This window comes from Parabacteroides caecihominis (genome assembly GCF_023656785.1).
Classification (GTDB): Bacteria; Bacteroidota; Bacteroidia; order Bacteroidales; family Tannerellaceae; genus Parabacteroides; species Parabacteroides segnis.
The window spans coordinates 37,284-60,033 of record NZ_JAMOKS010000019.1 but is presented as its reverse complement, the minus strand read 5'-3'; the positions used below and the strand labels follow the sequence as shown (position 1 = coordinate 60,033).

The window sequence follows — 22,750 nt, the reverse complement described above, 5'->3', positions numbered from 1 at the left end:
ATATAGCTTAAATGCAAAAGAGGGGAGGAACCTTTTTGTTATAAGGTTCCTTCCCGATACTTATATTATGTTTGTGTTATTCGGCAGAAAGCTTGGCACGGATTTTTCCTAATCCGTTTGTCAATTCCTTGCATGCATCCGTCGCAGCCTTGATTTCTGTTTCAGCTCCCAGATTGTTACGGAATGGACGTGGCATGTCTTCTATCGCTTCAATTGTTTTGTCGATCTGTACAACCATCAAGCTATCCAATGTCGGGTTTATAACCTTGACCAGCGCATGCAGACTATTGGCACTTGCATTCTCTTTATCCAGGTCACGGCCTCCGAAGTATGAGTTTTTGATGCTGACAATATTGTTTGCATAGTCATCGATAGAATTCCAGCTATACCATGATTCTACGGCTAATACTCCCGGGTTGTTCGGGTCTGATGCATCTTTGTTACTGCCATTCCATTTATCAACAGGGTCCTGGATCTTTTGAGTTCCTACCTCGTTGGAAATACCAGCCATGCCGTTATCTCCGTTTAATATTGTTTCAATAGCCTGGTAAACAGAACTTAAGCCTGTATAAGTAGAACCGTCATGTTTTTTCATCGCATCCCCATAAGAAGTAGCTATGGGGCTCTCTCCTAAACCTTTATCCCATCCATTGTATAATGCTGTTACATCTTTCAGCATGTGTTTAGATACAATTTGAAGATATTTCTTTTCATTGTCGCTGAAAGGTGATTGGTCGATCTTACGAGGATCACCGTTGTCGAATAACATTCTTTCTGCTGTATGGAAGCCACGAAGGTTTTGAGGAGCCTGAGCTGTAGGTACATCTTCATCCTCATTAACTTCACCATCTACATTACTAAAATCTCCGGACTTTATGATCTCGTCGATTCCATTTTTATCCAATGGCCAGCTATCCAAACTCGGATCATACATACCTAAATCTGCAACACCGAAGAGAAAAGCTTCCGATTGTTCCCAAGGCACACGGGCAGCACGCCAGGCGGAACATGCATCGGAGAGGTCATTTTGACTATTAGATGCTACGAATTTGTCTACGGCAGCAGTATAAGCAGTCATTTTGTCTAATAAATCCTTATAGGTCGGTAATACAACATGATCTACGTATTGCGTAACAGTCGCACTCATTTGTGCTTCTGTCGGTTTTGTACCTGTGTCATTAGGCAAGAGGTCAAAAGTCCATCCCTGAGCATTGTTATCGGGATCGTCGTCACTGCAAGAAAAGAAACTCAATGAAACTCCCATTAATAAGATGGGAAATAATGTACTCTTTTTCATTTTCAAATTCTATTATAAATTTATATTTTCTCTTTTTATTTTTTTATGAACCAGCCTATATAAGCAATGCCTATAGATGCCATGTTCTGGCTGTTGTAATCGCCTCCACCTACAATTTTGTGGGTATAGTCTGCTTTTATAACCAGATTGGGGAGTGCATAATAATTTAAACCTGCCGTTATAAGGCTCTTTTCCAGACGTTTGTCTGCGACTTTGACATTGCCTCCTTTTTCCATTTTGTACATGGGACTGTAAAATTCGTAACGTACAAACGGATAAATCTTAGGTGCTTTTTTTCCACAGAAAGAACCAATGTTATAGCCAACTTCACCTCCATAGCTTATGGCATTTTTGGCTACGGTTGATTTGGGGTAACCGGAAGCATTGGAAGAACCATTGTTTATACTGGTCAATGCATCACTGTCCTCCAGATTGCCATATATGATGTTGGCGCGAGCAATCAAATTGTTATTCACGCTTTTGTATTGGGCATCTGCCGAAAATATCGTAACCGGGAATTTATACTTACTGTTTCTTGTGGGTTTGGTTCCGTTTTTAGCCATTTGGTCGTAATAGAAAGAGGCTCCGACGCGTAGTCCCTGGAATGCCTTTACTCCATTATAGTTGACGCGTGCTACAAATGCCGGGCTTGTGAAATTGCTGATTTCGAAAGCGCCCTGAGTCGCTTTTCCTGCCCAGTTTTCTGTGCGGAAAGCCTGCGGGTCAAGACCGGAAACCAATTGTAATTCATAGTCGAAATTACCTAAGTCACCAAACAGCGCAACGCCTGTTTCATGCCAGGTGGAAGGCAGGATGGTCGTTTCACCCTCCGGACGATATACCCCGAAGAAATTCAATGGTTCATGATGCGTATTCGTTAATCCGACAGGAACGATCATGTGACCGAAGCGGAAATTTAAATGTTTATTCATTAAATAAGAAATATGAAATTGTTCGAGAGCTACTTCACCGCCCTTTTCAATTTCGGTTTCATATTCACCATTTTCTTCTTTCCATTCGATTTCCCGGGCAGCTCCGGTTCCTCCATATTCAAATTCGATTTCGGAACTTAACACCCATTTTGGGGAAAACTTGTAGTCAAACGCTAAAATAAAACGAGGTATGGATATTTCTCCTCTGTTTCTTTTTGCTGTTCCGTTGGCTGTTGTCCAATTCCAATCGTAATCTAAGTAACTGGCAGCCATCTCCCCATAACCTCCGAAACGAAACTTTTGATAATCATCGTAGACCTCTTTTGCTTTAACGGTAGAGTTCATATCGCTTTCTTGAGCTAAAACCGGGCAGCAAACACATATCGCTAACGTTAGGAAATTCACTAATCTTTTCATGCCTTTTTAAAATTTTTGGCAAAATTAGCTTGTGTAGGAAGCCTACGCAATCGCATATAGTAGGTAAAAAGTGGTTGAACTTACCTAGTTGTAGGTATTTGCTTTACTGACCTGGCATTACTTTCGGTTATATAGATTGTATTTTATCTGATTCTTGTTCGCGAAAAATAAAACCACTCCGGAAATCTTTATCCTTTGATTATATTTATATCTTTGTCTGTAATATTTATTTATTCAATAATTGTTCTTTATGTATTTAACAGATATCGAATAATTATTCTACAATTGTCGAATGAATAAAGAATGTCTGTCGAATGAATAAATTTTCAAGACGAAGAATTAGATTTTTGGGGAAGCATATTAATTCGTCAAAAAGAAACAAGCAATATTCAAATGACTAATAATTAATACTATGAGTGCATACTATGACCTGTATGAAACGCCTTCTCCCAAAGGGAGGGAGGGGAAGAAATCGCTGCATGCCCGTGTCTGTCCGATAAAAACCTATACGCAGGATGAGTTTATTAAACATGTGGCTGCCTTCCAACTTCTGCCGAAGAATCAGATTGCCGGGGCACTTACTGCCATTATCGATGATCTTTGTGATCTGCTTGCCGATGGGTACACCGTGGAAATGGGGGACCTCGGATTCTTTAGCACTTCATTGAAATGCCTTCAGGAGACGGATGACGAGAATGATAAAATCAGAGCGGAATCAGTTACCTTTCAAAATGTGCATCTGAGAGTCAGCAGCAAGTTCCGTAAAAGAATCAAACATGCAATGAAGTTCGAACGCGTGCATTCCCTTACACGAAAACAGAAAAAAATTACCTCTACCGTGGAAGAGAGAAAGAAAAGGCTGGTGTCTTTTCTTAAAATAGATATCTGTATCACTCGAAAGGAATATATCCGGCTGACCGGATTGACACCTTATGAAGCTATGAAGGAACTGAACGATTTTATTAGCCAAGGTGTTCTTCGCCGTCGTGGGGCGGGCAGGTCTGTGGTATATGTTGCGGGGGAAAATCTGAAGGTTGAATAATTATATAGGTAATATTTTACCCTGTAATCCCTATTTATGGTTAGAAATGAGCTCGTTTTACATATATATAGGTATTGCCAATGCCTTTCCGGGGGGTTACCTTTGCCGTATCAATTAAGTTTTACTATTAGTATAAATCGTCCTGACCAAAATCCGATTTGTTGATTTTTATGTACACCTATTATTTAAGGTAAATACCCATGGAAGGGAGTTTTTTTATTGGTTGTCCCTTTCATATATAAAACTGAGCCATCCTGTGAAGAATGGCTCTTTTTTGTTTATCAAAGAAAGCAATTTTCGCAAATATTGTTTATTCCAATGATCAATTTTCCCGATTATAACACAGAATAGGTAGTAGGAAGCTCTTTTTTTACTATATAATAGGTATTGTGTACTCCCCTTGACGGCTCTATCTTTGCAACATAGAAAAAAAGTAACACTATTAGTATAATCGCTATATCAAAACCTTTTGCTAATTATGTAAGCATATAAGATGATTAAACGTGTGTCGGAAATTTTTTATTGGTTGTTTCCGACATAAAAAAGGGACTCTCCTGTGAAGGATGGTTCCTTTTTTATTTGCGGACGGCGGGAAAAGAAAGATATTACTGCCTTGCATTAATTAATAATAAATGTATCAGACATTTCAGATGGATTAGTATCTTTGTATAAACGTTTTAATAGATATAAACTATGACATCAGAAAAGCAACAGGTTGATATGAAATATAGCCTGACCGACATAACAACGGAACCATCGGATGAACAGTTGTCTCAGCTGATGAAAGAAGTTGCTGAAGAGGCTAAACAGAAAGCAGACAAAGCTAATTCAGAATTTTTTCATAAAATGCAGGAGTATATTCGTGAACAGAAAATAAAATTTGCTACTCGTAATATCAACTTGAATAATGCATAAACCGGTATTAATAATTATAGCGGGGCCTAATGGATCCGGTAAAACTTCTATCACGTCGAAAATTATTAAACATGACTGGATGGAAGATAGCATATATATTAATCCTGATAATATAGCACAGGAAAAGTTTGGAGACTGGAATTCATTTGAAGCTGTAATGAAAGCAGCTAAATACTCGGAGGAACTAAGGGAACAATGCCTGAAAGAACGGAAAAGTTTGATTTTTGAGACTGTGTTATCTGTTTATGACAAGTTAGACTATATCTTGCGTGCAAAAGAGGCTGGTTTTTTTATCCGGCTATTTTTTGTCTGTACAAGTTCACCTGTCATTAATGCGTCTCGTATTGCGGGAAGAATTCTGGCCGGAGGTCATGATGTTCCAATTACAAAGATTATATCCAGATATCAGAAATCGATTATGAATTGTGTTATTGCATCTAAATTTGTAGATCGTACTTATGTTTATGATAATTCAAAGGATTTCAATGAAGCTCAATTACTATTCAGATTAACCGAAGGTAAACTGGAGAAACAATACGTTGATGTAATACCTAATTGGGCAAATTCAATTCTTACTTAGATATATTCTCGACGTGACGTAATCGAATATCTATGCCACCAAGAAAAAACCGATAGTTGTATTATTGATCATGCCTTCTTTTTATTTTTTTTGATATTATTTATAATCCTTCCTGTTTGATACCTATATCAGGCGATACGCTGCACTATATCTATCGTTTTAGTAACTATTTGTAGGGATTTTGGCCGTTGGGAATACATGATGTATTTGTTGATTGTTTCGCATGCCATATAAATAACGTACCTTTGCCTCGAAATTAAAACCGAAGAAAACAAAATAAGGTATGAAGTTTGAAAACGAGAACTGGGCGCAGTTCAAAGGCGAAATTTGGAAAAGAGAGATTAATGTAAGGGATTTTATCCAGAACAACTACAAACCTTACGAAGGGGACGACTCTTTCTTGAAAGACTCCTCAGACAAGACGAAGAAAGTTTGGGATAAATTGACCGAAATGTTTAAGGTTGAAAGGGAGAAGGGTGTTTACGACGCTGAAACAAAATATCCTCAAGGTATAGATACTTACGGACCAGGTTATATTGACAAAGAAAACGAAGTAATTGTCGGCCTGCAAACCGATGCCCCCCTGAAACGCGGTATTTACCCGAAATGTGGTACCCGCATGGTGGAAAACAGTCTGGAAGCATATGGCTACAAACTGGACCCGATGACAAAAGAAATCTTCACGAAATACAGAAAGACGCATAACGAAGGCGTATTCTCCGCTTATACAGATGAAATGGTTGCAGCACGCCGTTCCGCTATCATCACCGGCCTGCCGGATGCTTACGGACGCGGACGTATTATCGGTGACTACCGTCGCGTAGCACTTTACGGTACGGAAATCCTGATCGCTGAAAAGAAACATTATCTGAAAAGACTCGATATTCAGGAATTGACCGAAGAGATCATCCAGAGCCGTGAGGAAATATCCGAACAGATCAAGGCGCTGAAGGCTTTCGAAAAGATGTGTGCCGGTTATGGTTTCGACGTGACTAAACCTGCTAAGGATGCACGCGAAGCGGTTCAGTTTGTCTATCTGGGTTATCTGGCTGCGGTGAAAGACCAGGATGGTGCCGCCATGTCGCTGGGACGTACTTCTACTTTCCTCGATATTTATATTGAAAAAGATATCCGCGAAGGCAAGCTGACGGAAGAAGAAGCTCAGGAGCTGATCGACCAGTTTATTATCAAACTGCGTATCGTCCGTTTCCTTCGTACTCCGGAATATAACGACCTGTTCTCCGGTGACCCTGTTTGGGTAACCGAGTCTTTGGGCGGACAGGGTGTCGACGGCCGTTCATTGGTGACGAAGACGTCTTACCGTTATCTGCATACATTATATAACCTCGGCCCGGCACCGGAACCCAACTTAACGGTACTGTGGTTCAACAATGCTCCTGAAAACTGGAAACGTTTCTGTGCGAAGGTTTCTATCGATACTTCCGCTATCCAGTATGAGAACGACGACCTGATGCGTCCGGATTATGGAGATGATTATGGTATTGCCTGCTGTGTGTCTCCGATGAAGATCGGTAAGCAGATGCAGTATTTCGGTGCACGTGCCAACCTGGCTAAATGTTTGCTGTATGCCATCAACGGCGGACGCGACGAAAGATCAGGTGTACAGGTGGCTCCGAAGTTTGAACCGATCACCAGCGAATACCTGGATTACAACGAAGTGATGGAGAAATACGAACAGATGATGCGCTGGCTGGCTAAAGTCTATGTGAACGCACTGAAGATTATCCATTATATGCACGATAAATATGCGTATGAAGCATTCGAGATGGCTTTGCATGACGGTTCGGTAGAACGTATCCGCGCAACAGGTATTGCCGGCCTTTCTATCGTTGCCGATTCATTGGCAGCTATCCGCGATACGAAAGTAAAAGTGATCCGTGACGAACGTGGCCTGGCTGTCGGTTTCGAACGTGAAGGCGATTATGTACCTTTCGGTAACAATGACGACCGTACAGATAGTATTGCTGTCGATATCACTGAAAAGTTCATGGAATATCTGCGTCAGCACCAGACATACCGTAATGCGACTCCGACACAGTCTATCCTGACTATTACGTCTAATGTCGTATACGGAAAGAAAACAGGTGCAACTCCTGACGGTCGCGAAGGCGGTACGCCGTTTGCTCCGGGTGCCAATCCGATGAACGGACGTGATACCAAAGGGGCTATCGCTGCACTGGCTTCTGTCGCTAAGCTGCCGTTCCAGCATGCGCACGACGGTATCTCTTATACATTCGCTGTTTCTCCTGCAACGTTAGGAAAAGAACGTGATATTCAGATCGCCAATATGGTCGGCCTGTTAGACGGTTACTTTACTCCTGACGGCGGACAACATCTGAATGTGAACGTATTCGACAAGGAGCTGTTGCTCGATGCTATGGAGCATCCGGAAAACTATCCGCAGTTGACAATCCGTGTATCGGGTTATGCAGTAAACTTTGTGAAACTGACACGCGAACAGCAGCTGGATGTGATTTCAAGAACAATCAATCATTCTTTGTAATTGAAAGTTGGAAGTTAAAGGAAACATACATTCACTAGAGAGTTTCGGGACCGTTGATGGTCCCGGAATTCGTTTTGTTGTCTTTATGCAGGGGTGTCCGCTCCGTTGCCTGTATTGCCACAATCCGGATACCTGGGATAGCAAAGGTCTTGCCAAATATCAGATGACACCCGAAGAATTATTGGCTGAGGTTTTACGATATAAGAACTTTATCGCCAAGGGAGGCGTGACTGTCACCGGGGGAGAACCTTTATTGCAGGCTGAATTTCTCAGGGAGTTTTTCCGTCTTTGCCGGGAAGCCGGTATTCATACGGCGCTCGATACATCCGGCTATATCTGCACACCGAAAGCCCTGGCGGTTCTGGAATATGCCGACCTGGTCTTGTTGGATATAAAAACCATCGATCCCGAACTGCATCCCCGGCTAACGGCCGTGAAACTGGATAATACGCTACGTTTCCTGGACGAACTGGAAAAACGCGGTGTTCCGGTTTGGATACGCCATGTCATTGTGCCCGGACTGACGGATAATGACGAGGCCTTGGATAAACTGGCCGAATACATCAACCATTATACGGTTGTACAGAAGGCGGAACTCTTGCCTTATCACACGATGGGCACATATAAATACGAGGCACAAGGTCTCGACTACAAACTGAAAGAGGTAGAACCTTTATCGGCCGAACGTCTGGCAAATGCCAAAGAAATATTTAAGAAGCACGGTATCACGGTGTAACCTTATTCTGACGGCTCCCGAATGATCTTTACCGGCTGTCTGCGAACTTTGTTAACAATGCGTACACTATCGCTTTCGACACTGCTGACATCTCCTTGACAGTTGGTGAAATAGACATAATGGCCTTCATCCTTGAAACGATATACTTTACAACCGTCATGCTCGAATAAATATTCAACCTTGTAACTGGGATTATTATCAGGAGCCACTTTGGATATTGGCTTTTCAGTAATACAGGAAGGAAGACATATGATACCTGACAGTAATGTCACAGTCGAGAGTATAATAAAATTCGTTCTTTTCATATTCTTTTTCTTTTAGTCTGTTTGTGGCCAAAGGTAACTTTTTATTGTTGTAAAAAACATAGTTTTGTTCTATATTGTTACTCAAATAAAAACAGGAATAAATTATGGAACAACATCATCACGATCATCACCACCACGAAATAACCTCTTTGAACAAGGCTTTCATTATAGGTATTTCCCTGAACCTGGCTTTTGTCGTAGCCGAATTTACGGCTGGCTTCTGGTATAATTCATTAGGACTTTTGTCGGACGCAGGGCATAACCTGGGAGATGTAGCCAGCCTGGTACTGGCTATGCTGGCTTTCCGGCTGGCTAAGGTGCACCCGACTTGCAGCTATACCTATGGATATAAGAAAAGCACTGTACTCGTATCTCTTCTGAATGCGGTCATCCTCTTGGTGGCCGTCGGAATTATTATTGCTGAAAGTATAGGAAAACTGCTGCATCCGCGTCCGGTCGAGGGTGATGCGATCGCTTGGGTGGCAGGTATCGGAGTCGTTATAAATGCACTTACGGCATGGCTTTTCATGAAGGATAAGGATAAAGACCTGAATGTAAAAGGTGCTTACTTGCATATGGCAGCCGATGCACTGGTATCGGTCGGCGTGGTTGTCTCCGGAATTGTTATTGCCCATACCGGATGGTATATCATCGACCCGATTATCGGATTGTTGATTGCGATCGTTATTATTGTTTCTACCTGGGGACTTCTGCGCGACAGTATCCGTCTCTCTCTGGACGGTGTGCCGGCGGGAACGGACATCGATAAGGTGGAAAAGACGATACATTCGGTCGAAGGCGTTGAAGGCGTCCATCATCTCCATATCTGGGCGATCAGTACGACCGAAACGGCACTTACCGCCCATGTTTCCGTTGCGGATATTTCAGAAATGGAACGTATCAAACAGGAGATAAAACACGACCTTCAGCATGTGGGAATCCAACATGCTACACTCGAATTTGAAACGTCGGGATTCAAGTGCGATGGGCGCTGTTGCTCAGACTAAAACAGGTATATTATAAACCTGATTTACTGATACTCAAAGATTTTGTCTATGACTGTATAAAACCTTTCGATTGGATTTTTTGTTCTTACCTCGAATCGGCAACTTATCTTTGCACCAGTAACAAAAACAAAATAGTAATAACGATTAAAATAAAAATTCTATGGAACCTATTATCAATTCACAAGCACCCGAGTTTAAAGTTCAGGCATACCACAACGGTAGTTTCAAAACTGTAAGCAGCGACGACATCAAAGGCAAATGGGCGATTTTCTTTTTCTACCCGGCTGACTTTACATTTGTTTGTCCGACCGAGTTGGTAGATATGGCTGACAAATATGACCAGTTCCAGGCAATGGGTGTAGAAGTTTACTCTGTAAGTACAGATTCACACTTCGTACACAAAGCATGGCACGATGCTTCTGAAACGATTCGTAAAATCAAATACCCGATGTTGGCAGACCCGACAGGCGTATTGAGCCGTGCATTCGGTGTAATGATCGAAGAAGACGGTATGGCTTACCGTGGTACATTCCTGGTAAATCCGGAAGGAAAGATTAAACTGGCAGAAATCAACGATAACGGTATCGGCCGTAACGCCGACGAACTGCTTCGTAAAGTAGAAGCTGCCCAGTTCATCGCTGAACACCCGAGCGAAGTTTGCCCCGCCAAATGGAAAAAAGGTGGCGAGACATTGAAACCGAGCATCGATCTGGTCGGTAAGATCTAATAGTAAAACAGGAGGGCCGGCAACACATTGTCGGCCTTTTTTTGTTTAGCAAGATTTAAGCCATTCTATAAGTAGGAAGGCTTGATTATTACAGGTTCATTTGCCGTCTGCTTTAGCTGACGGATTACAGGCTGTCTCTCTTTTGGCTTTAGCCACATTTTTTTATATCCTGAAACATAAGAAAATGGGACTAAAGTCCAAAGATATATTCCATTATTAAGTCCGTCAGCTAAAGCAGACGGCAAATGAACCTGTAATAGCTAAGTCTTTTGACAATGGAAAAGCTATTTATAATTAAAATAAAGGATTCAACTATGTTAGATTCATCAATGAGAAATCAGTTATCCGGTATCTTTAGCGGATTGACGAACGAATATATATTTGATATACAAGTTTCTCCTGAACATGAAAGCAGGAAGGAATTATTGGAATTGCTGAACGATGTGGCTTCCTGTTCCGATAAGGTCACCGTACAGGTGGCAGACGGTGAAGGCCTGGAGTTCTCTCTGCTGAAAAACGGGGAAAAGACCGGTATTAAATTCCGGGGCGTTCCCAATGGACACGAATTTACTTCGTTGCTGCTGGCTATCCTGAACAGCGACGGCAAAGGCAAAAATATTCCCGACGAAAGTATTTGTAACCGTGTGAAGGCCCTGAACGGTCCGGTCAAACTGACTACATACGTCTCTCTGACCTGTACCAACTGTCCTGACGTTGTACAGGCTTTGAATGCCATGGCTACGCTGAACCCGGAAATCTCCCACGAAATGGTGGATGGTGCGATCAACCAGGAAGAGGTTGCTGCCATGAAAGTGCAGGGAGTACCTTCCGTATTTGCCGACGGTAAACTGATCCATGTAGGTCGTGGAGACTTTGGCGAACTGCTTGGCAAACTCGAAGCGCAGTATGGCGTGAAAGAGGAAGATCTGCCAGTGGTAGAAAAGAACTACGATGTTATCATCGTCGGCGGAGGTCCTGCCGGAAGTGCGGCAGCTATCTATACTGCCCGTAAAGGTTTGGCGGTGGCTGTTGTGGCCGACCGTATCGGCGGACAGGTGAAGGAAACTGTCGGTATCGAGAATATGATTTCTGTTTCGCAGACGACGGGGCAGCAACTGGCTCTCGACCTGATGTCGCATATGAAAGATTATCCGATCGATATCCTTGAACACCGCCGCATCGAGAAGGTGGAAGTGGAAGGACGCGAAAAGCTCTTGACAACTTCTACCGGTGAAAAACTGATAGCCCCGGCCGTTATCGTAGCAACCGGAGCCAGCTGGCGCAGACTGAATGTCCCCGGAGAGTCCGAATATATCGGACGCGGTGTCGCTTTCTGTCCGCATTGCGACGGTCCGTTCTATAAAGGCAAGCATGTGGCTGTTGTTGGCGGCGGAAATTCAGGCGTTGAAGCGGCTATCGATCTGGCAGGTATCTGTTCAAAAGTGACGCTTCTCGAATTTGCAGATGAGTTGAAAGCGGATCAGGTCTTGCAGGATAAGGCTAGAAGTCTTCCGAACGTGGAGATCTTTATGCATTCCCAGACGATGGAAGTATTAGGTAACGGTGAAAAAGTGACCGGTATCCGTATAAAGGACCGTAAGACAGAGGACGTTCGCAACATCGAACTGGATGGCATCTTTGTCCAGATCGGCCTGGCAGCCAACAGTGGTCCGTTCCGTGAGGTGGTAGACACGAACCGTCAGGGTGAAATCGTGATCGATAGTCATTGTCGTACAAGCGTTCCGGGTATCTATGCGGCCGGCGACGTATCGACTGTCCCTTATAAACAGATCATTATTTCGATGGGTGAAGGGGCCAAAGCAGCCCTGACAGCTTTCGAAGACCGGATGCGGGGAATGTTATAAGCCGCAGAACTTTCCGGAAGGCATAAAAAATAATACCCGGGTATAAATCGATTCAGAAACGTTTCTATGTCGGTTTCTATCCGGGTATTGCATTTGCATCAGTACAATTCTTTTACAGACTTTTGGGCGGATAGAGAGCTTCCCACCATTCCGGCTGCTCTTTCAGATATTTGGCGAACCAGGCATAGATGGTTTTGTTCCATTCCGCCCGTTTCTTATAATCCAGTATCTGATGGTTTTGTCCGTTTACCTGTATGAAGGCTGTCGGCTTGCCGAGTAGTTTCAGGGCGGTGAACATCTGGATACTTTCTCCTACAGGTACGTTTGTATCGACGGAGCCGTGCAGGAACAGGATCGGCGTGTTGATCTTGTCGGCATGGAGCAAGGGACTTTGTTCTACATAGATATCCCGTGCATTCCAGGGATAGCTGTTGGCTGTAGCCAGTGCACTGTAAGAATATCCCCAGTAACCTTCTCCCCAATAACTGGTAATATCGCTGATGCCGGCGTGTGAGATAGCGGCGGCGAAGATATCGGTTTTAGTTTGCAGGTGCTGTGTCATAAAGCCGCCGTAAGAGGCGCCGATGCAGCCGATCTTTTTGGCATCCACGAAACTGTGTTCCTCACAAAACTTTTTTGTTCCTTCGATGATCTCGTCTCCCGTACGTTTTCCCCAGGCATTGACGTGGCGTGCGGAGAACTCCTGTCCGAAACCGGTGGCACCGCTGGGTTGTATGATATAAACCACATATCCCAGTGCAGCATAGGTATGCGACGGATAACGGTTTTCGAGTGAGCGTTCCGTCGGACTTGTCCCGCCGTAATAATTAACGATCAGCGGATATTTCTTGCTCGGGTCGAAATGCGGCGGCAGATAGTAACGTCCGTAGATTGTATCTCCGGCAGCCGCCTGGAAATTCCAGTCGTGTACTTCGCCCAGGGTAATATCTTTCAGAATGTCTTTGGACAAGTCTTTCAGGCAAACAGACTCTTTCTCTTTCTTTTTCAGATTCATGGAGTAGAGTCGTTGTGAGTTGGAGGCGCTTTCACCGAAATAAACAAGTTCGGGGGCATTATCAGCAATTGTGAAATCCGATAATATATCTTCTTTCAGTGGAACCGGACTGATCTTTCCGTTTGCGGGATTGAGCGTATACAGGCGGACACAGTCTTTGTCTTCTCCTTGCAGGTAGATTTGTTTATCTCCGGTATTCCATGTAAATGATTGGATAGACGGATTAAAATCTTTGCTTACGGCTGTCGCCTGCTTATTGGAGAGGTCGTAGATGAACAACTGTCCGTCAGCCAGGTTGGATGTTTGTCCCGGAGCAATATTCAAGCCAATCTTGTTGAATGCCTCTCCCGAGCCGGAAACAGCCAGTTGTTTTCCGTCCGGTGAAAAACTAGCATAGTTGATGAACGGATCTTCCAGGAGTGTATCAACCTGCCTGTTCTGCAAATCCATCCGGTAAAGGATTTTTGTGCTGAACGGACGCTTCGTCAGTTCGCGCCGGCTGCTGGTGAACAGCAGATAACGGCCATCTTTCGAAATGTCGTTAAGCGAAGTGGAATTGTGGCCGTAAGTGAGGCGTTCGAGAACACCCGTTGCCAGGTCATATTTATGGAGGAAGGAACGGTTGCGCCATCCCGGCTGACGGTCGTCGGGCACGAGAATTTCTTCCATGTCTTTGTCTTTTTCCGGTCCTTTCTCGGAGATCGTGAAGATCAGAAAATCTTCTGTCGGGGCGATACTGAACCAGCCATCGGGCAAATTCTGGGAGAGGATTGTTTCGGCTTTTGTCACCGGATCGATAGTCACCAGTTCTTTTCCCTGTAATCCTTTACGGGTATAATAAAGACGGTTGCTTTGGGGCATCCAGCTGAAATTGTTCGTACTGCTTTCCATCAGTACCTGTCCGTTGGTTTTATCGGTAATTTGCTGAAAAGATGCAGTCTGTCCGCCGGGATAAGTAGTCTGATAGGAGGTAAGCAGATATTTTCCGTTGGGGGAGAGGCTGACGGAGCGGAAACGTGTTCCGTCGAACACGTCGCTGATCGTATATCTTTTTTCCGGATCGGTGGTAGCCGTGATAACAGCCTCTTTTTCCGTATCGAACGAAACTTTCAGGGTTCCGGCTTTATCGCTTTCGGCTAAATATTTGATAACGATTTCGTAACGATGAGGTTCCAGTGACAGGGAAACCTTTCCGTCGGGGGCTGTTTGTTTTTCGTTATTTACATAGACCTCGTATGTTTCCGGGCCTTTAACCTGCAAAGCCCCTTTTACATACCGGTCGCTGTTCAGATAGAAAGAGGCCAGTCCGATATGAGCAGATTGGTTGCCGGCGGGAAGTGTACTTTCTCCGTCGGCATTCGTTTCCAGCAATTGTGTACTTTGACGCACATTGTTAAACGGAACGACTGTTTTCAATAATTCTTTTTCGGTGAATTTCTTACTGTTTACGTCGAGGCTGTCTTTCAGGAACGGCTCTTTCACTTCATACGGGCCGGCATATCTGAATTGTTTGACTATGACCTCCTCTGCAAAGAGATTATAGCAGGAACAGATAGCTGCCAGAAGTAATAGGTTTCTTTTCATGGCGAATAAAATTTGATGTTTCCTGCAAAGGTATTTATTTTTTTCACAGGGAAACCTATACTTTTGAAATCCTGAAATGTATTGTAAGAAATGAAAGAAGAACTTTATTCAACCTTAATAGTGAACCAGAATAAAGTCCCTACCCCTTCTTCCGACTCCACACCCATCTCTCCGCCGAGCTTTTCTACGATGGTTTTGCAGATGGAGAGGCCGAGGCCGGTCCCTTGCTGGAAGTTGTTCAGTTTGACGAAACGTCCGAAGACTGAATCTATCTTATCCGCAGGAATGCCGCACCCGGTGTCTTTTACATAGAAACGCAGCCTGTTGCCTTCCTGTCGATAACCGAAGCGGATACTTCCCCGGGTTGTAAACTTCATTGAGTTGGTCAGCAGGTTGTTTATGACCTGGGTCAGGCGGTTTCGTTCCGTATGGATGATACATTGCGGCAGACGTTCTTCAAAAGAGATTTGAATTTCCGGATGCCGGTTCCGGATACGACTGCTTTGTTCTATCTCCGTCAGTAAAGCGTTTACGTCTACGTCCGAATAGATGAACTCCAGGGTTCCGGCCTCTATTTTGGAGAGGTCCAGTATGTCGTTGACCAATTGGAGCAATAACTCATTGTTGTTCTCGATGATCTTGATGAATTCTTGCCTTTCTTCCAGGTTTTCTTCATTGGCTAACAGGGTGGAGAAGCCGACGATCGCATTCAACGGGGTACGTATCTCATGGCTCATGTTTGCCAGGAAGGCCGATTTGAGACGGTTGGCTTCTTCGGCTTTTTCGCGTTCGCGGATTTCCTGTCTCACCTGCCAGTAGAAGCGAAATCGCATGACGAGGATAATGATCAGGGCACAGAAAAGGGCTATGATACAAATGATAGCCAGCCTGTTCCTTTCGTAGAAATTCGGGGGACGTTGATAATAGATTGCATTGCCGGGATAGAGATTGCTGTCGGTATTATGCAGTTTCAGATGCCGGTAATTCAGGTAGGTTTGTGGTTCGCCTCCGGTGTGGGGCGGAATATCGCGTGCCGGGGTACCATTTATAATCTTCTGTAAAGTGTGAATGGCATCCTGGCTGAAGTCGGATAGTGAGATGTAATGTCCTCCGGCAAAATTCCCGTTTTCCACTTGCAGGTCGGCAATGGTAAAGACCGGATAATGAGCAAACCCGTAAACGATCCGCTGTATGTTGTCGTTCAGGTAATTATTTTGTTGCATCTGTTTTGAGAACCATGAATAATATAAGATTCCGGTTTCCCGGTTATAGCGGGAGATAGTGTCCAGTAATTGTTCTGTGGAAAGTCGGGTTGTGGTGAGAAGCTGTAACTTCAGGGACGGGTAATAGCCGGCCAGCGCCTGCTCGACTTCTTTCTGTGCACAGAGGCTGATATACCGGTTGTCGGAGATGAAAGCGATATTCCTGATCTCCGGCTGTATGCGTTGCATGAGTTCAAGGGTTTCTTTGATATAAAAAGGCTGGTGGATGGCTGTTATGTTATAGCCTTCCATCATCCGGGCGGCAGGGACAAGCTCTTTGTCCGATATGTTCCGGGAAAGGAGGTTTTCGATGCAGGAAGGCATTGATTTGCGTGAGTAACAGATAAGAACGGGGATTTCTTTCCATTCTTTGTCGAATAAGGGACGGCATACCAACCATCCGGGATCGCCGATAAAGACAACGGCTTTGGGGGGAAGAGGATATTTTTCCAGTAATGAATTTCTTTTGATGCCGGCTTCGTCTGTATTTGCGATGGTCGGAACCATCAGTTCTTCTGTATGGACAGCATACTGAGAGCCGTTAAAAGATTCGTAGATAGATTGATAGATACCATTTGTCCAGACTTCGTCGTAATTGACGGAGTTCAGAACAAGGATGTATTCCTGCTTGCCTTGATTATTACCGTATACTAGTGTGAAATGGCAGAGGAAAAGGCTTAGCATGATGATTGCTTTTCGCATAAAGCCTGTATAATTTGAAGTAAAAAAGCCGCCTGAAAGACTTACTGTCGGAAAGAGGTAAGTCTTTTAGACGGCTTTTATGTTGATGTTTTACCCTATTGAATAATAATTTCGTCTACGAACAGATAGGCCGGATTACCTGCGCCGCCATGCCATGCCGGCAGCTTGTCGCTTTTGATGATCACTTCCACGTAACGGGCTTTTACCGGATCGAAGGTAATTTCCTGCGGATAGATGCCATCCTTATCGGTTTGTTTCAGGGACGGGATTGTTTGGGATACCACTTCCCTGAAGTTCTTACCGTCTTCGGATACCTTTACGGTAACTCCGGCAGCGCCCATGATCCAGTCGCCTTTGACCACATTGGTATTGAAAGCCACCTTGCTGATTTCAACCGGCTGTTTCAGGTCGATTGCCGCATCCAGGTCTTTTCCCTGGAAACCCAGCCAACGGCCGGTTTTGTAATTCGTATCACCGGTCAGGCCGTCCGTCATTTCAGGACCGCCTTTGAATTCGTATCCTTTACTCGGGGCTACACGCAAAGTAACAGGTTTTGCCGTCGATTTGCTGAAATTGATTTTTTCAGAGAATACGCGGCTGTTGCCTGTCGGACGAACGACAACGGCTTTTATGGTTGCGTTTTCCTTGATCTTTACGGGAGCTTCATATTTATTGCTTGCGCTTGTCGGTTCGCTGCCGTCGAGTGTGTAGTAGATATCACCGTCACCCATTGTGGACAGGTTTACAACGACTTCGCTGTTCTCCGTATCGGTGGTGAATTCTGCGTGAATGTCAAAGATATTCTTGGCATAGTTGTAACCCAGGTGGTCATACAGTTTTGTCATACGGACCAGGCGGGGCAGGAAACTCTGGTATTCTTTCTTGCTCGGGTCGGTCCACTGCACTTCGGCAAGGGCGGCCATACGCGGCATAACCATGTATTCAACCTGTGAGAACGTCGGGATATATTCAGTCCAGAGGTTTGCCTGTACACCGATCACATATTTCTTATATTCGTCAGGAATACCGGCAGTCGGTTCCAGTGAATAAACCCGTTCCAACGGCAGGTAACCACCGATAGCCATCGGTTCATTTTCCGTATCGGTAGACTGGTAATAGTCGAAATAAAGATACGTATTCGGAGTCATGATCACGTTGTGATGCTGTTTAGCCGCTTCGATGCCGCCGTCCACACCACGCCAACTCATAACTGTAGCATTCGGAGCCAGTCCGCCTTCCAGTATCTCGTCCCAGCCGATGATATGGCGGCCTTTGCTTTCGACGAATTTCTCCATCTGTGAGATCACGGAACTTTGCAGATATTCTTCCTTACTGTGTTTCTTATCGCCTTTGATGCCTTCTGCCTTGATACGAGCCTGGCATTTCGGGCATTTTTCCCAGCGTACCTTCGGACATTCGTCACCTCCGATATGGATATATTCGGATGGGAACAGATCGATCACTTCGGACAGTACATCTTGCAGGAATTCCATCGCTTTAGGATTACCGGCACAGATCACATCTTCGGAGACACCCCATTGCTGCCATACATCGTACGGACCGCCTGTGCAACCCAGTTCCGGGTAAGTAGCCAATGCCGCCTGCTGGTGTCCGGGAAGGTCGATTTCGGGAATGATCGTGATAAAACGTTCTTTGGCGTAGGCAATGACGTCGCGGATTTCGTCCTGAGTATAGAAGCCGCCGTAAGGCTGGCCGTCGTATTCGCCGGTGTTATGCCCGATCACGGTTTGTTTGCGTTGGGAGCCGATTTTCGTCAGTTCCGGATATTTCTTGATCTCGATACGCCATCCCTGGTCGTCTGTCAGATGCCAATGTAACGTGTTCATATTGTGCAATGCCAATATGTCGATGTATTTCTTAATAGAATCAGCCGGGAAGAAGTGGCGCGACACATCCAGATGCATTCCGCGATAAGCGAAACGGGGATAGTCGTTGATCGTTACGGCCGGGAGTTCGATGTTCATCCCCTCGGCCACTGCGGGAATCGATTTGCGTAAAGTCTGTACGCCGTAGAATACGCCGGCTTCGCTCGCGCCAGCAATCTCGATTCCTTCCGGAGTAACGGTCAGCCGGTAACCTTCAGGGTTGGAGATACTTTTGTCGACCGACAAATGGATCGGCTTGGAACTTTTTGCCGTCCCCACTTTCGGGGCATAGCCGGTTGCTTCCTTAATATAAGAAGCCAGGAACTCGCCAGCCTGTTTCAGTAAGTCATTCCCTTCCGGGTAAATGATAGAAGTAGAAGGCGTTAACACAAAAGAGCTTCCATTGACCATGGAAACTTCCTGCGGAAGAGGGATGATGCCGTAATCGCCTTTCGCGACTTTACCATCGGAACATGCCATCATTCCGGCAAAAGCTGCACATAACAGCGTTAGTTTGCTTAGTTTATTCATGCGTTATTAAAAGTTATAAATGATAATGTCTTTTTCCTGTATTTTATGATCTGTAACAGATTGTTTCCAAAGATAGTGATTTATTTTATTTCTGAAATGAATCCGGATGGTAATCGGTAAACTTACTATATTTCTATTGTTTTATCTTTCTTGAAAAAGTCGTTGACTTTCTTTACCGTACTGCATCTGGTATAAGCATCATGACAGTAAATAAGGACTTGGCTTTCCCTGGCGGCTTCTTCCAGCATGCGGACTTTTTCCTGATAAGAAGTGACCGGGAAAGTATCGTAAGCCGAAATCCACTCCGGCGAAACACTGGCTGCCAGGGGAATCACGTCTCCGGCAAAGACGAAAGTCTGTCCGCCGGTTTGAATATAAGGTACGATCTGCCCCGGCGTATGTCCGTCGAAGAGGCGCAGGTCGATGTCCGGACAAAGCTGCGTGTCGGCATCGATGAGGCGCAGTTGCCCGTTGTCGGCTATCGCCTTCATGTTTTCTATGAAGTAAGAATCCTTTTCCAGTGCGTTCGGATGCAGGAAATTTTCCCATTGCCTGCGGCTGACCCAGTATGTTGCGTTGGGAAAAGCCGGATAGATTTCTCCCGTCTCTTCATTTTTTAAGGTTGAATAACCGCAATGGTCAAAATGCAGGTGGGTGAGGACAACGTCCGTCACTTGTCCGGGCGAGATGCCGCGCTTATGTAATTCTTCCCCCAGATCGACCAGGTCGAAGAAATTATAATAGCTCAGTTGCCGGAGATGTTTCGTGCCTGCTCCGTTGTCGATAAGGATCACTTTTTCAGGAACGGTTGATATGAGCAGGCTCCTCATTGCCAGGACGCAGCCGTTTGTTTCGTTGCTGGGGTAACGCCGGCTCCAGGCAGTTTTCGGAATCGCTCCGAACATGGCGCCGCCGTCTGCATAAAAGTAGCCCGTATCGATTATCTGTATATCCATTTCACTTTTTTTGTGTCAAAGATAAGCATGTTTTTTCTATTCCTTATACGTTGATGCTTGATGAAAATGTGTACATTTGCGACAAATTCAAAGTGATGCGAAAAGTTCATTTAATCTCCGTAACCGAACCTCTTGTGCTTGACCTGGCTTTGGCTATTCATGAGAAGGGATATGATGTGAGTGTTTCCGGCAATGGTATAACAGAAGATGTGATAGCAAAGCTGCACGCTGCCGGTTGTACTTGTCATGGAAACGGTTGGTTTCCGGAGAGATTAACAAAGGATAATAATTTTGTCGTTCTGGGTGCCACTGTCAAACAGGATAATCCGGAACTGATAAGAGCTAAGGAATTAGGGTTATTAATTCTCTCTATACCTGAATTTATTTTTCAGCGGACTAAAGAGAAGACACGGGTAGTTGTTGCGGGAAGCCGCGGAAAGAAAACAATTATCTCGATGATTATTCGTGCCCTTCAGCGGCAGAAGCTGGCCTTCGACTATGCCCTGACCAGTGAGATTCCTTTGTTGCCGAACCGTGTACATATGAGCTATGAAGCACGTATCGCCCTGATCGAAGGAGATGAACATGTTACGTCTGCTTTGGAGAAACGTTTTCAGCTGGAGTTTTTCCGTCCCCATATCGCGATATTGACCAATCTGTCATGGACGCCGGATACCGACCATCCCACTCCGGATGCTTATTATGATACGTTCAGAAACTTCACGACCCTGATCGAACGTGAAGGCAAACTGATCTATTTTGAAGGCGACCCGGCTGTGAAGCAACTGGCAGAGGAAGTGCGCGAGGATATTACAGCTATCTCTTACGGCGAACATCCTGTGATCGAGAAAGACGGGGCGACGTTCCTCCAGACCCGTTACGGGGATTTCCCGATACATGTCCCGGACAGTTATTTCCTGACAAACCTCAATGCTGCACGTCTGGCATGCCGTCAGTTAGGTGTTAAAGATGCTGATTTCTATCGGGCGATATCCGAATATAGTGTATCTTTGCAACCATGATTGTAGCGAAGCAAAAAAGAAAAGAAAATATAGCCGAGTATTTGTTATACATGTGGCAGGTGGAAGACCTGATACGTGCCAACCAGTTTGACCTCGATTCGATCCGCCGTACGGTGATCGCCCAATACGACCAGCCGGACGAAGTGAAGGAAGAAATAGCCGGATGGTATGAGGAACTGATTGAGATGATGCGTAGCGAAGGTGTCAAGGAAAAAGGACATATCCAGTTGAACAAGAATGTCATCATTGCCCTGACCGACCTGCATCTGCGGCTGCTTAAATCTACGAAAGAAATGGTTTACGGGGCGGCCTACTATAAAACGCTCCCTTATATAGTACAACTCCGCGCAAAATCCGGAGGAGAGGACTTACCTGAACTGGAGACCTGTTTTAATGCAATCTATGGCTATCTGCTTCTCCGTATGCAGGGAAAGACCGTTAGTCCGGAAACGCAGGAAGCGATCAAACAGATCAGTTCTTTTCTGGCCCTCCTTGCCGAAAAGTATCGTGAAGATATGAACGGAGAATTGAAATTAGAAGATTAATGACATGAAAACAATTCTGGTAACCGGTGCCAATGGGCAACTGGGTAATTCGATTCGTTTGTTTGCCGGCAAATATTCCGGATATAATTTCCTGTTTACAGATGTCGACACGTTGGACATTACCGATCCTGCTGCTGTGCGGGCGATGATAAAGGACAACGGGGTGAACTATATATTGAACTGTGCCGCCTATACGGCTGTCGATAAGGCGGAAGACGACGAGGCCCTGTGCCGCCGCATCAATACTTTTGCTGTCGGTGTACTGGGTAAAGCGGCACATGAGGCGGGAGCTAAAATGATTCACGTCTCTACCGATTATGTATTTAGCGGAACAAACTGTCGTCCTTATGTGGAGACCGATGCCACCCGTCCTGTTTCGGCTTACGGCCGGACCAAATTGGCCGGTGAAGAGATTTTACAAGAAGTTTGTCCAGATGCGGTGATTATCCGTACTGCCTGGTTATATTCGGAGTTCGGGAATAATTTCGTGAAGACCGTGCTCCGTCTGGGAAAAGAACGGGATGAGCTCGGTTTCGTATTCGACCAGATCGGGACGCCGACTTATGCAGGCGACCTGGCAGCAGCCATTCTCACGGTGGTTGACTCTGGCGAGCGGGATGCCTTTGTGCCGGGGATTTATCATTTTTCCAATGAAGGTGTTTGCAGCTGGTATGATTTTACGGTGAAAATCCTTGAGGTGGCCGGAATAGAATGCCGTGTCCGTCCGATCGAAACGAAAGATTACCCGACAAAGGCGGTCCGTCCTCCTTATAGTGTGTTGAATAAGAAGAAGATAAGAGAAACATACGGCATTGTCATCCCGCATTGGGAAGAGAGTCTCCGCGTTTGCATGGAGAAACTGTAGGTTGTTGATAACCCTGTTGATATGTTGATAAGTAT

General features: G+C 45.0%; 18 protein-coding genes. 11 read left to right on the top strand and 7 right to left on the bottom strand.

Annotated elements, in window-relative coordinates:
- Positions 1-76: 76 nt before the first annotated feature.
- Both NBH14_RS16835 and NBH14_RS16830 read right to left on the bottom strand, forming a co-directional pair.
- On the bottom strand, positions 77-1,297 hold the full coding sequence (locus NBH14_RS16835) for an imelysin family protein (RefSeq protein WP_186960223.1): 1,221 nt from the start codon (positions 1,295-1,297) through the stop codon (positions 77-79).
- A gap of 35 nt (positions 1,298-1,332) precedes the next feature.
- Positions 1,333-2,646, bottom strand: a complete 1,314-nt coding sequence (locus NBH14_RS16830; RefSeq protein WP_186960222.1) for a putative porin — start codon at positions 2,644-2,646, stop codon at positions 1,333-1,335.
- Between the two features lie 412 nt (positions 2,647-3,058).
- Here NBH14_RS16830 and NBH14_RS16825 point away from each other — a divergent pair, with 412 nt between their 5' ends.
- From NBH14_RS16825 to pflA, 5 genes are all read left to right on the top strand, one after another.
- Positions 3,059-3,688: an HU family DNA-binding protein gene (locus NBH14_RS16825; RefSeq protein WP_186960221.1), complete on the top strand. Its 630-nt coding sequence runs from the start codon at positions 3,059-3,061 to the stop codon at positions 3,686-3,688.
- Between the two features lie 693 nt (positions 3,689-4,381).
- Positions 4,382-4,603 (top strand): hypothetical protein, encoded by a 222-nt coding sequence (locus tag NBH14_RS16820; RefSeq protein ID WP_128133852.1) that lies wholly within the window; start codon positions 4,382-4,384, stop codon positions 4,601-4,603.
- Positions 4,596-5,183, top strand: a complete 588-nt coding sequence (locus NBH14_RS16815) for an ATPase (protein WP_186960220.1) — start codon at positions 4,596-4,598, stop codon at positions 5,181-5,183. Before NBH14_RS16820 ends, NBH14_RS16815 begins: the two co-directional genes overlap by 8 nt.
- A 283-nt stretch (positions 5,184-5,466) precedes the next feature.
- Positions 5,467-7,707 (top strand): formate C-acetyltransferase, encoded by a 2,241-nt coding sequence (pflB, locus tag NBH14_RS16810; RefSeq protein WP_186960219.1) that lies wholly within the window; start codon positions 5,467-5,469, stop codon positions 7,705-7,707.
- Between the two features lie 7 nt (positions 7,708-7,714).
- A complete protein-coding gene (gene pflA, locus NBH14_RS16805; protein ID WP_186960218.1) occupies positions 7,715-8,443 on the top strand; it encodes a pyruvate formate-lyase-activating protein in 729 nt (242 codons plus the stop codon).
- Positions 8,444-8,445: 2 nt separating this feature from the next.
- Here pflA and NBH14_RS16800 read toward each other — a convergent pair whose 3' ends face one another.
- Positions 8,446-8,748: a DUF4884 domain-containing protein gene (locus tag NBH14_RS16800; RefSeq protein WP_128133855.1), complete on the bottom strand. Its 303-nt coding sequence runs from the start codon at positions 8,746-8,748 to the stop codon at positions 8,446-8,448.
- 104 nt (positions 8,749-8,852) lie between these two features.
- Between NBH14_RS16800 and NBH14_RS16795 the strand changes: the two genes are divergently transcribed.
- From NBH14_RS16795 to ahpF, 3 genes are all read left to right on the top strand, one after another.
- Positions 8,853-9,755 (top strand): cation diffusion facilitator family transporter, encoded by a 903-nt coding sequence (locus tag NBH14_RS16795; protein ID WP_186960217.1) that lies wholly within the window; start codon positions 8,853-8,855, stop codon positions 9,753-9,755.
- 160 nt (positions 9,756-9,915) lie between these two features.
- On the top strand, positions 9,916-10,482 hold the full coding sequence (ahpC, locus tag NBH14_RS16790; protein ID WP_009859723.1) for an alkyl hydroperoxide reductase subunit C: 567 nt from the start codon (positions 9,916-9,918) through the stop codon (positions 10,480-10,482).
- Positions 10,483-10,796: 314 nt separating this feature from the next.
- On the top strand, positions 10,797-12,347 hold the full coding sequence (gene ahpF / locus NBH14_RS16785) for an alkyl hydroperoxide reductase subunit F (protein WP_186960216.1): 1,551 nt from the start codon (positions 10,797-10,799) through the stop codon (positions 12,345-12,347).
- A 112-nt stretch (positions 12,348-12,459) separates the two neighbouring features.
- Here the strand turns inward: ahpF and NBH14_RS16780 are convergent, their stop codons facing one another.
- The 4 genes from NBH14_RS16780 to NBH14_RS16765 all read right to left on the bottom strand — a co-directional run bounded on the left by NBH14_RS16780 (position 12,460) and on the right by NBH14_RS16765 (position 20,283).
- Positions 12,460-14,946, bottom strand: coding sequence for an alpha/beta hydrolase family protein (locus NBH14_RS16780; RefSeq protein ID WP_250817666.1), 2,487 nt, complete (start codon positions 14,944-14,946; stop codon positions 12,460-12,462).
- A 104-nt stretch (positions 14,947-15,050) separates the two neighbouring features.
- Complete coding sequence (locus tag NBH14_RS16775; protein WP_186960214.1) at positions 15,051-16,910, bottom strand: sensor histidine kinase; 1,860 nt, start codon at positions 16,908-16,910, stop codon at positions 15,051-15,053.
- Positions 16,911-17,005: 95 nt separating this feature from the next.
- On the bottom strand, positions 17,006-19,327 hold the full coding sequence (locus NBH14_RS16770) for a glycoside hydrolase family 20 protein (RefSeq protein ID WP_186960213.1): 2,322 nt from the start codon (positions 19,325-19,327) through the stop codon (positions 17,006-17,008).
- A gap of 125 nt (positions 19,328-19,452) precedes the next feature.
- Positions 19,453-20,283: an MBL fold metallo-hydrolase gene (locus tag NBH14_RS16765; protein ID WP_186960212.1), complete on the bottom strand. Its 831-nt coding sequence runs from the start codon at positions 20,281-20,283 to the stop codon at positions 19,453-19,455.
- A gap of 95 nt (positions 20,284-20,378) precedes the next feature.
- Here NBH14_RS16765 and NBH14_RS16760 point away from each other — a divergent pair, with 95 nt between their 5' ends.
- Genes NBH14_RS16760 through rfbD form a run of 3 tightly spaced genes read left to right on the top strand, consistent with a single transcriptional unit; the run spans position 20,379 to position 22,715 of the window.
- Entirely contained in the window at positions 20,379-21,305 is a 927-nt protein-coding gene (locus tag NBH14_RS16760; RefSeq protein WP_046146539.1) for a Mur ligase family protein, read from the top strand.
- Positions 21,302-21,850 (top strand): DUF4924 family protein, encoded by a 549-nt coding sequence (locus NBH14_RS16755; protein ID WP_186960211.1) that lies wholly within the window; start codon positions 21,302-21,304, stop codon positions 21,848-21,850. Before NBH14_RS16760 ends, NBH14_RS16755 begins: the two co-directional genes overlap by 4 nt.
- Before the next feature lie 4 nt (positions 21,851-21,854).
- A complete protein-coding gene (gene rfbD, locus NBH14_RS16750; RefSeq protein WP_186960210.1) occupies positions 21,855-22,715 on the top strand; it encodes a dTDP-4-dehydrorhamnose reductase in 861 nt (286 codons plus the stop codon).
- Positions 22,716-22,750: the final 35 nt, after the last annotated feature.

Bases quoted from the DNA above. Each gene is read 5' to 3' on its own strand.
- NBH14_RS16800 (WP_128133855.1), bottom strand. From the start codon at position 8,748: ATGAAAAGAACGAATTTTATTATACTCTCGACTGTGACATTACTGTCA.
- NBH14_RS16765 (WP_186960212.1), bottom strand. From the start codon at position 20,283: ATGGATATACAGATAATCGATACGGGCTACTTTTATGCAGACGGCGGC.
- NBH14_RS16830 (WP_186960222.1), bottom strand. From the start codon at position 2,646: ATGAAAAGATTAGTGAATTTCCTAACGTTAGCGATATGTGTTTGCTGC.
- NBH14_RS16815 (WP_186960220.1), top strand. From the start codon at position 4,596: ATGCATAAACCGGTATTAATAATTATAGCGGGGCCTAATGGATCCGGT.
- NBH14_RS16755 (WP_186960211.1), top strand. From the start codon at position 21,302: ATGATTGTAGCGAAGCAAAAAAGAAAAGAAAATATAGCCGAGTATTTG.
- NBH14_RS16795 (WP_186960217.1), top strand. From the start codon at position 8,853: ATGGAACAACATCATCACGATCATCACCACCACGAAATAACCTCTTTG.
- NBH14_RS16760 (WP_046146539.1), top strand. From the start codon at position 20,379: ATGCGAAAAGTTCATTTAATCTCCGTAACCGAACCTCTTGTGCTTGAC.
- NBH14_RS16835 (WP_186960223.1), bottom strand. From the start codon at position 1,297: ATGAAAAAGAGTACATTATTTCCCATCTTATTAATGGGAGTTTCATTG.
- rfbD (WP_186960210.1), top strand. From the start codon at position 21,855: ATGAAAACAATTCTGGTAACCGGTGCCAATGGGCAACTGGGTAATTCG.
- NBH14_RS16820 (WP_128133852.1), top strand. From the start codon at position 4,382: ATGACATCAGAAAAGCAACAGGTTGATATGAAATATAGCCTGACCGAC.
- ahpF (WP_186960216.1), top strand. From the start codon at position 10,797: ATGTTAGATTCATCAATGAGAAATCAGTTATCCGGTATCTTTAGCGGA.
- NBH14_RS16775 (WP_186960214.1), bottom strand. From the start codon at position 16,910: ATGCGAAAAGCAATCATCATGCTAAGCCTTTTCCTCTGCCATTTCACA.
- NBH14_RS16770 (WP_186960213.1), bottom strand. From the start codon at position 19,327: ATGAATAAACTAAGCAAACTAACGCTGTTATGTGCAGCTTTTGCCGGA.
- pflB (WP_186960219.1), top strand. From the start codon at position 5,467: ATGAAGTTTGAAAACGAGAACTGGGCGCAGTTCAAAGGCGAAATTTGG.
- NBH14_RS16780 (WP_250817666.1), bottom strand. From the start codon at position 14,946: ATGAAAAGAAACCTATTACTTCTGGCAGCTATCTGTTCCTGCTATAAT.
- ahpC (WP_009859723.1), top strand. From the start codon at position 9,916: ATGGAACCTATTATCAATTCACAAGCACCCGAGTTTAAAGTTCAGGCA.
- NBH14_RS16825 (WP_186960221.1), top strand. From the start codon at position 3,059: ATGAGTGCATACTATGACCTGTATGAAACGCCTTCTCCCAAAGGGAGG.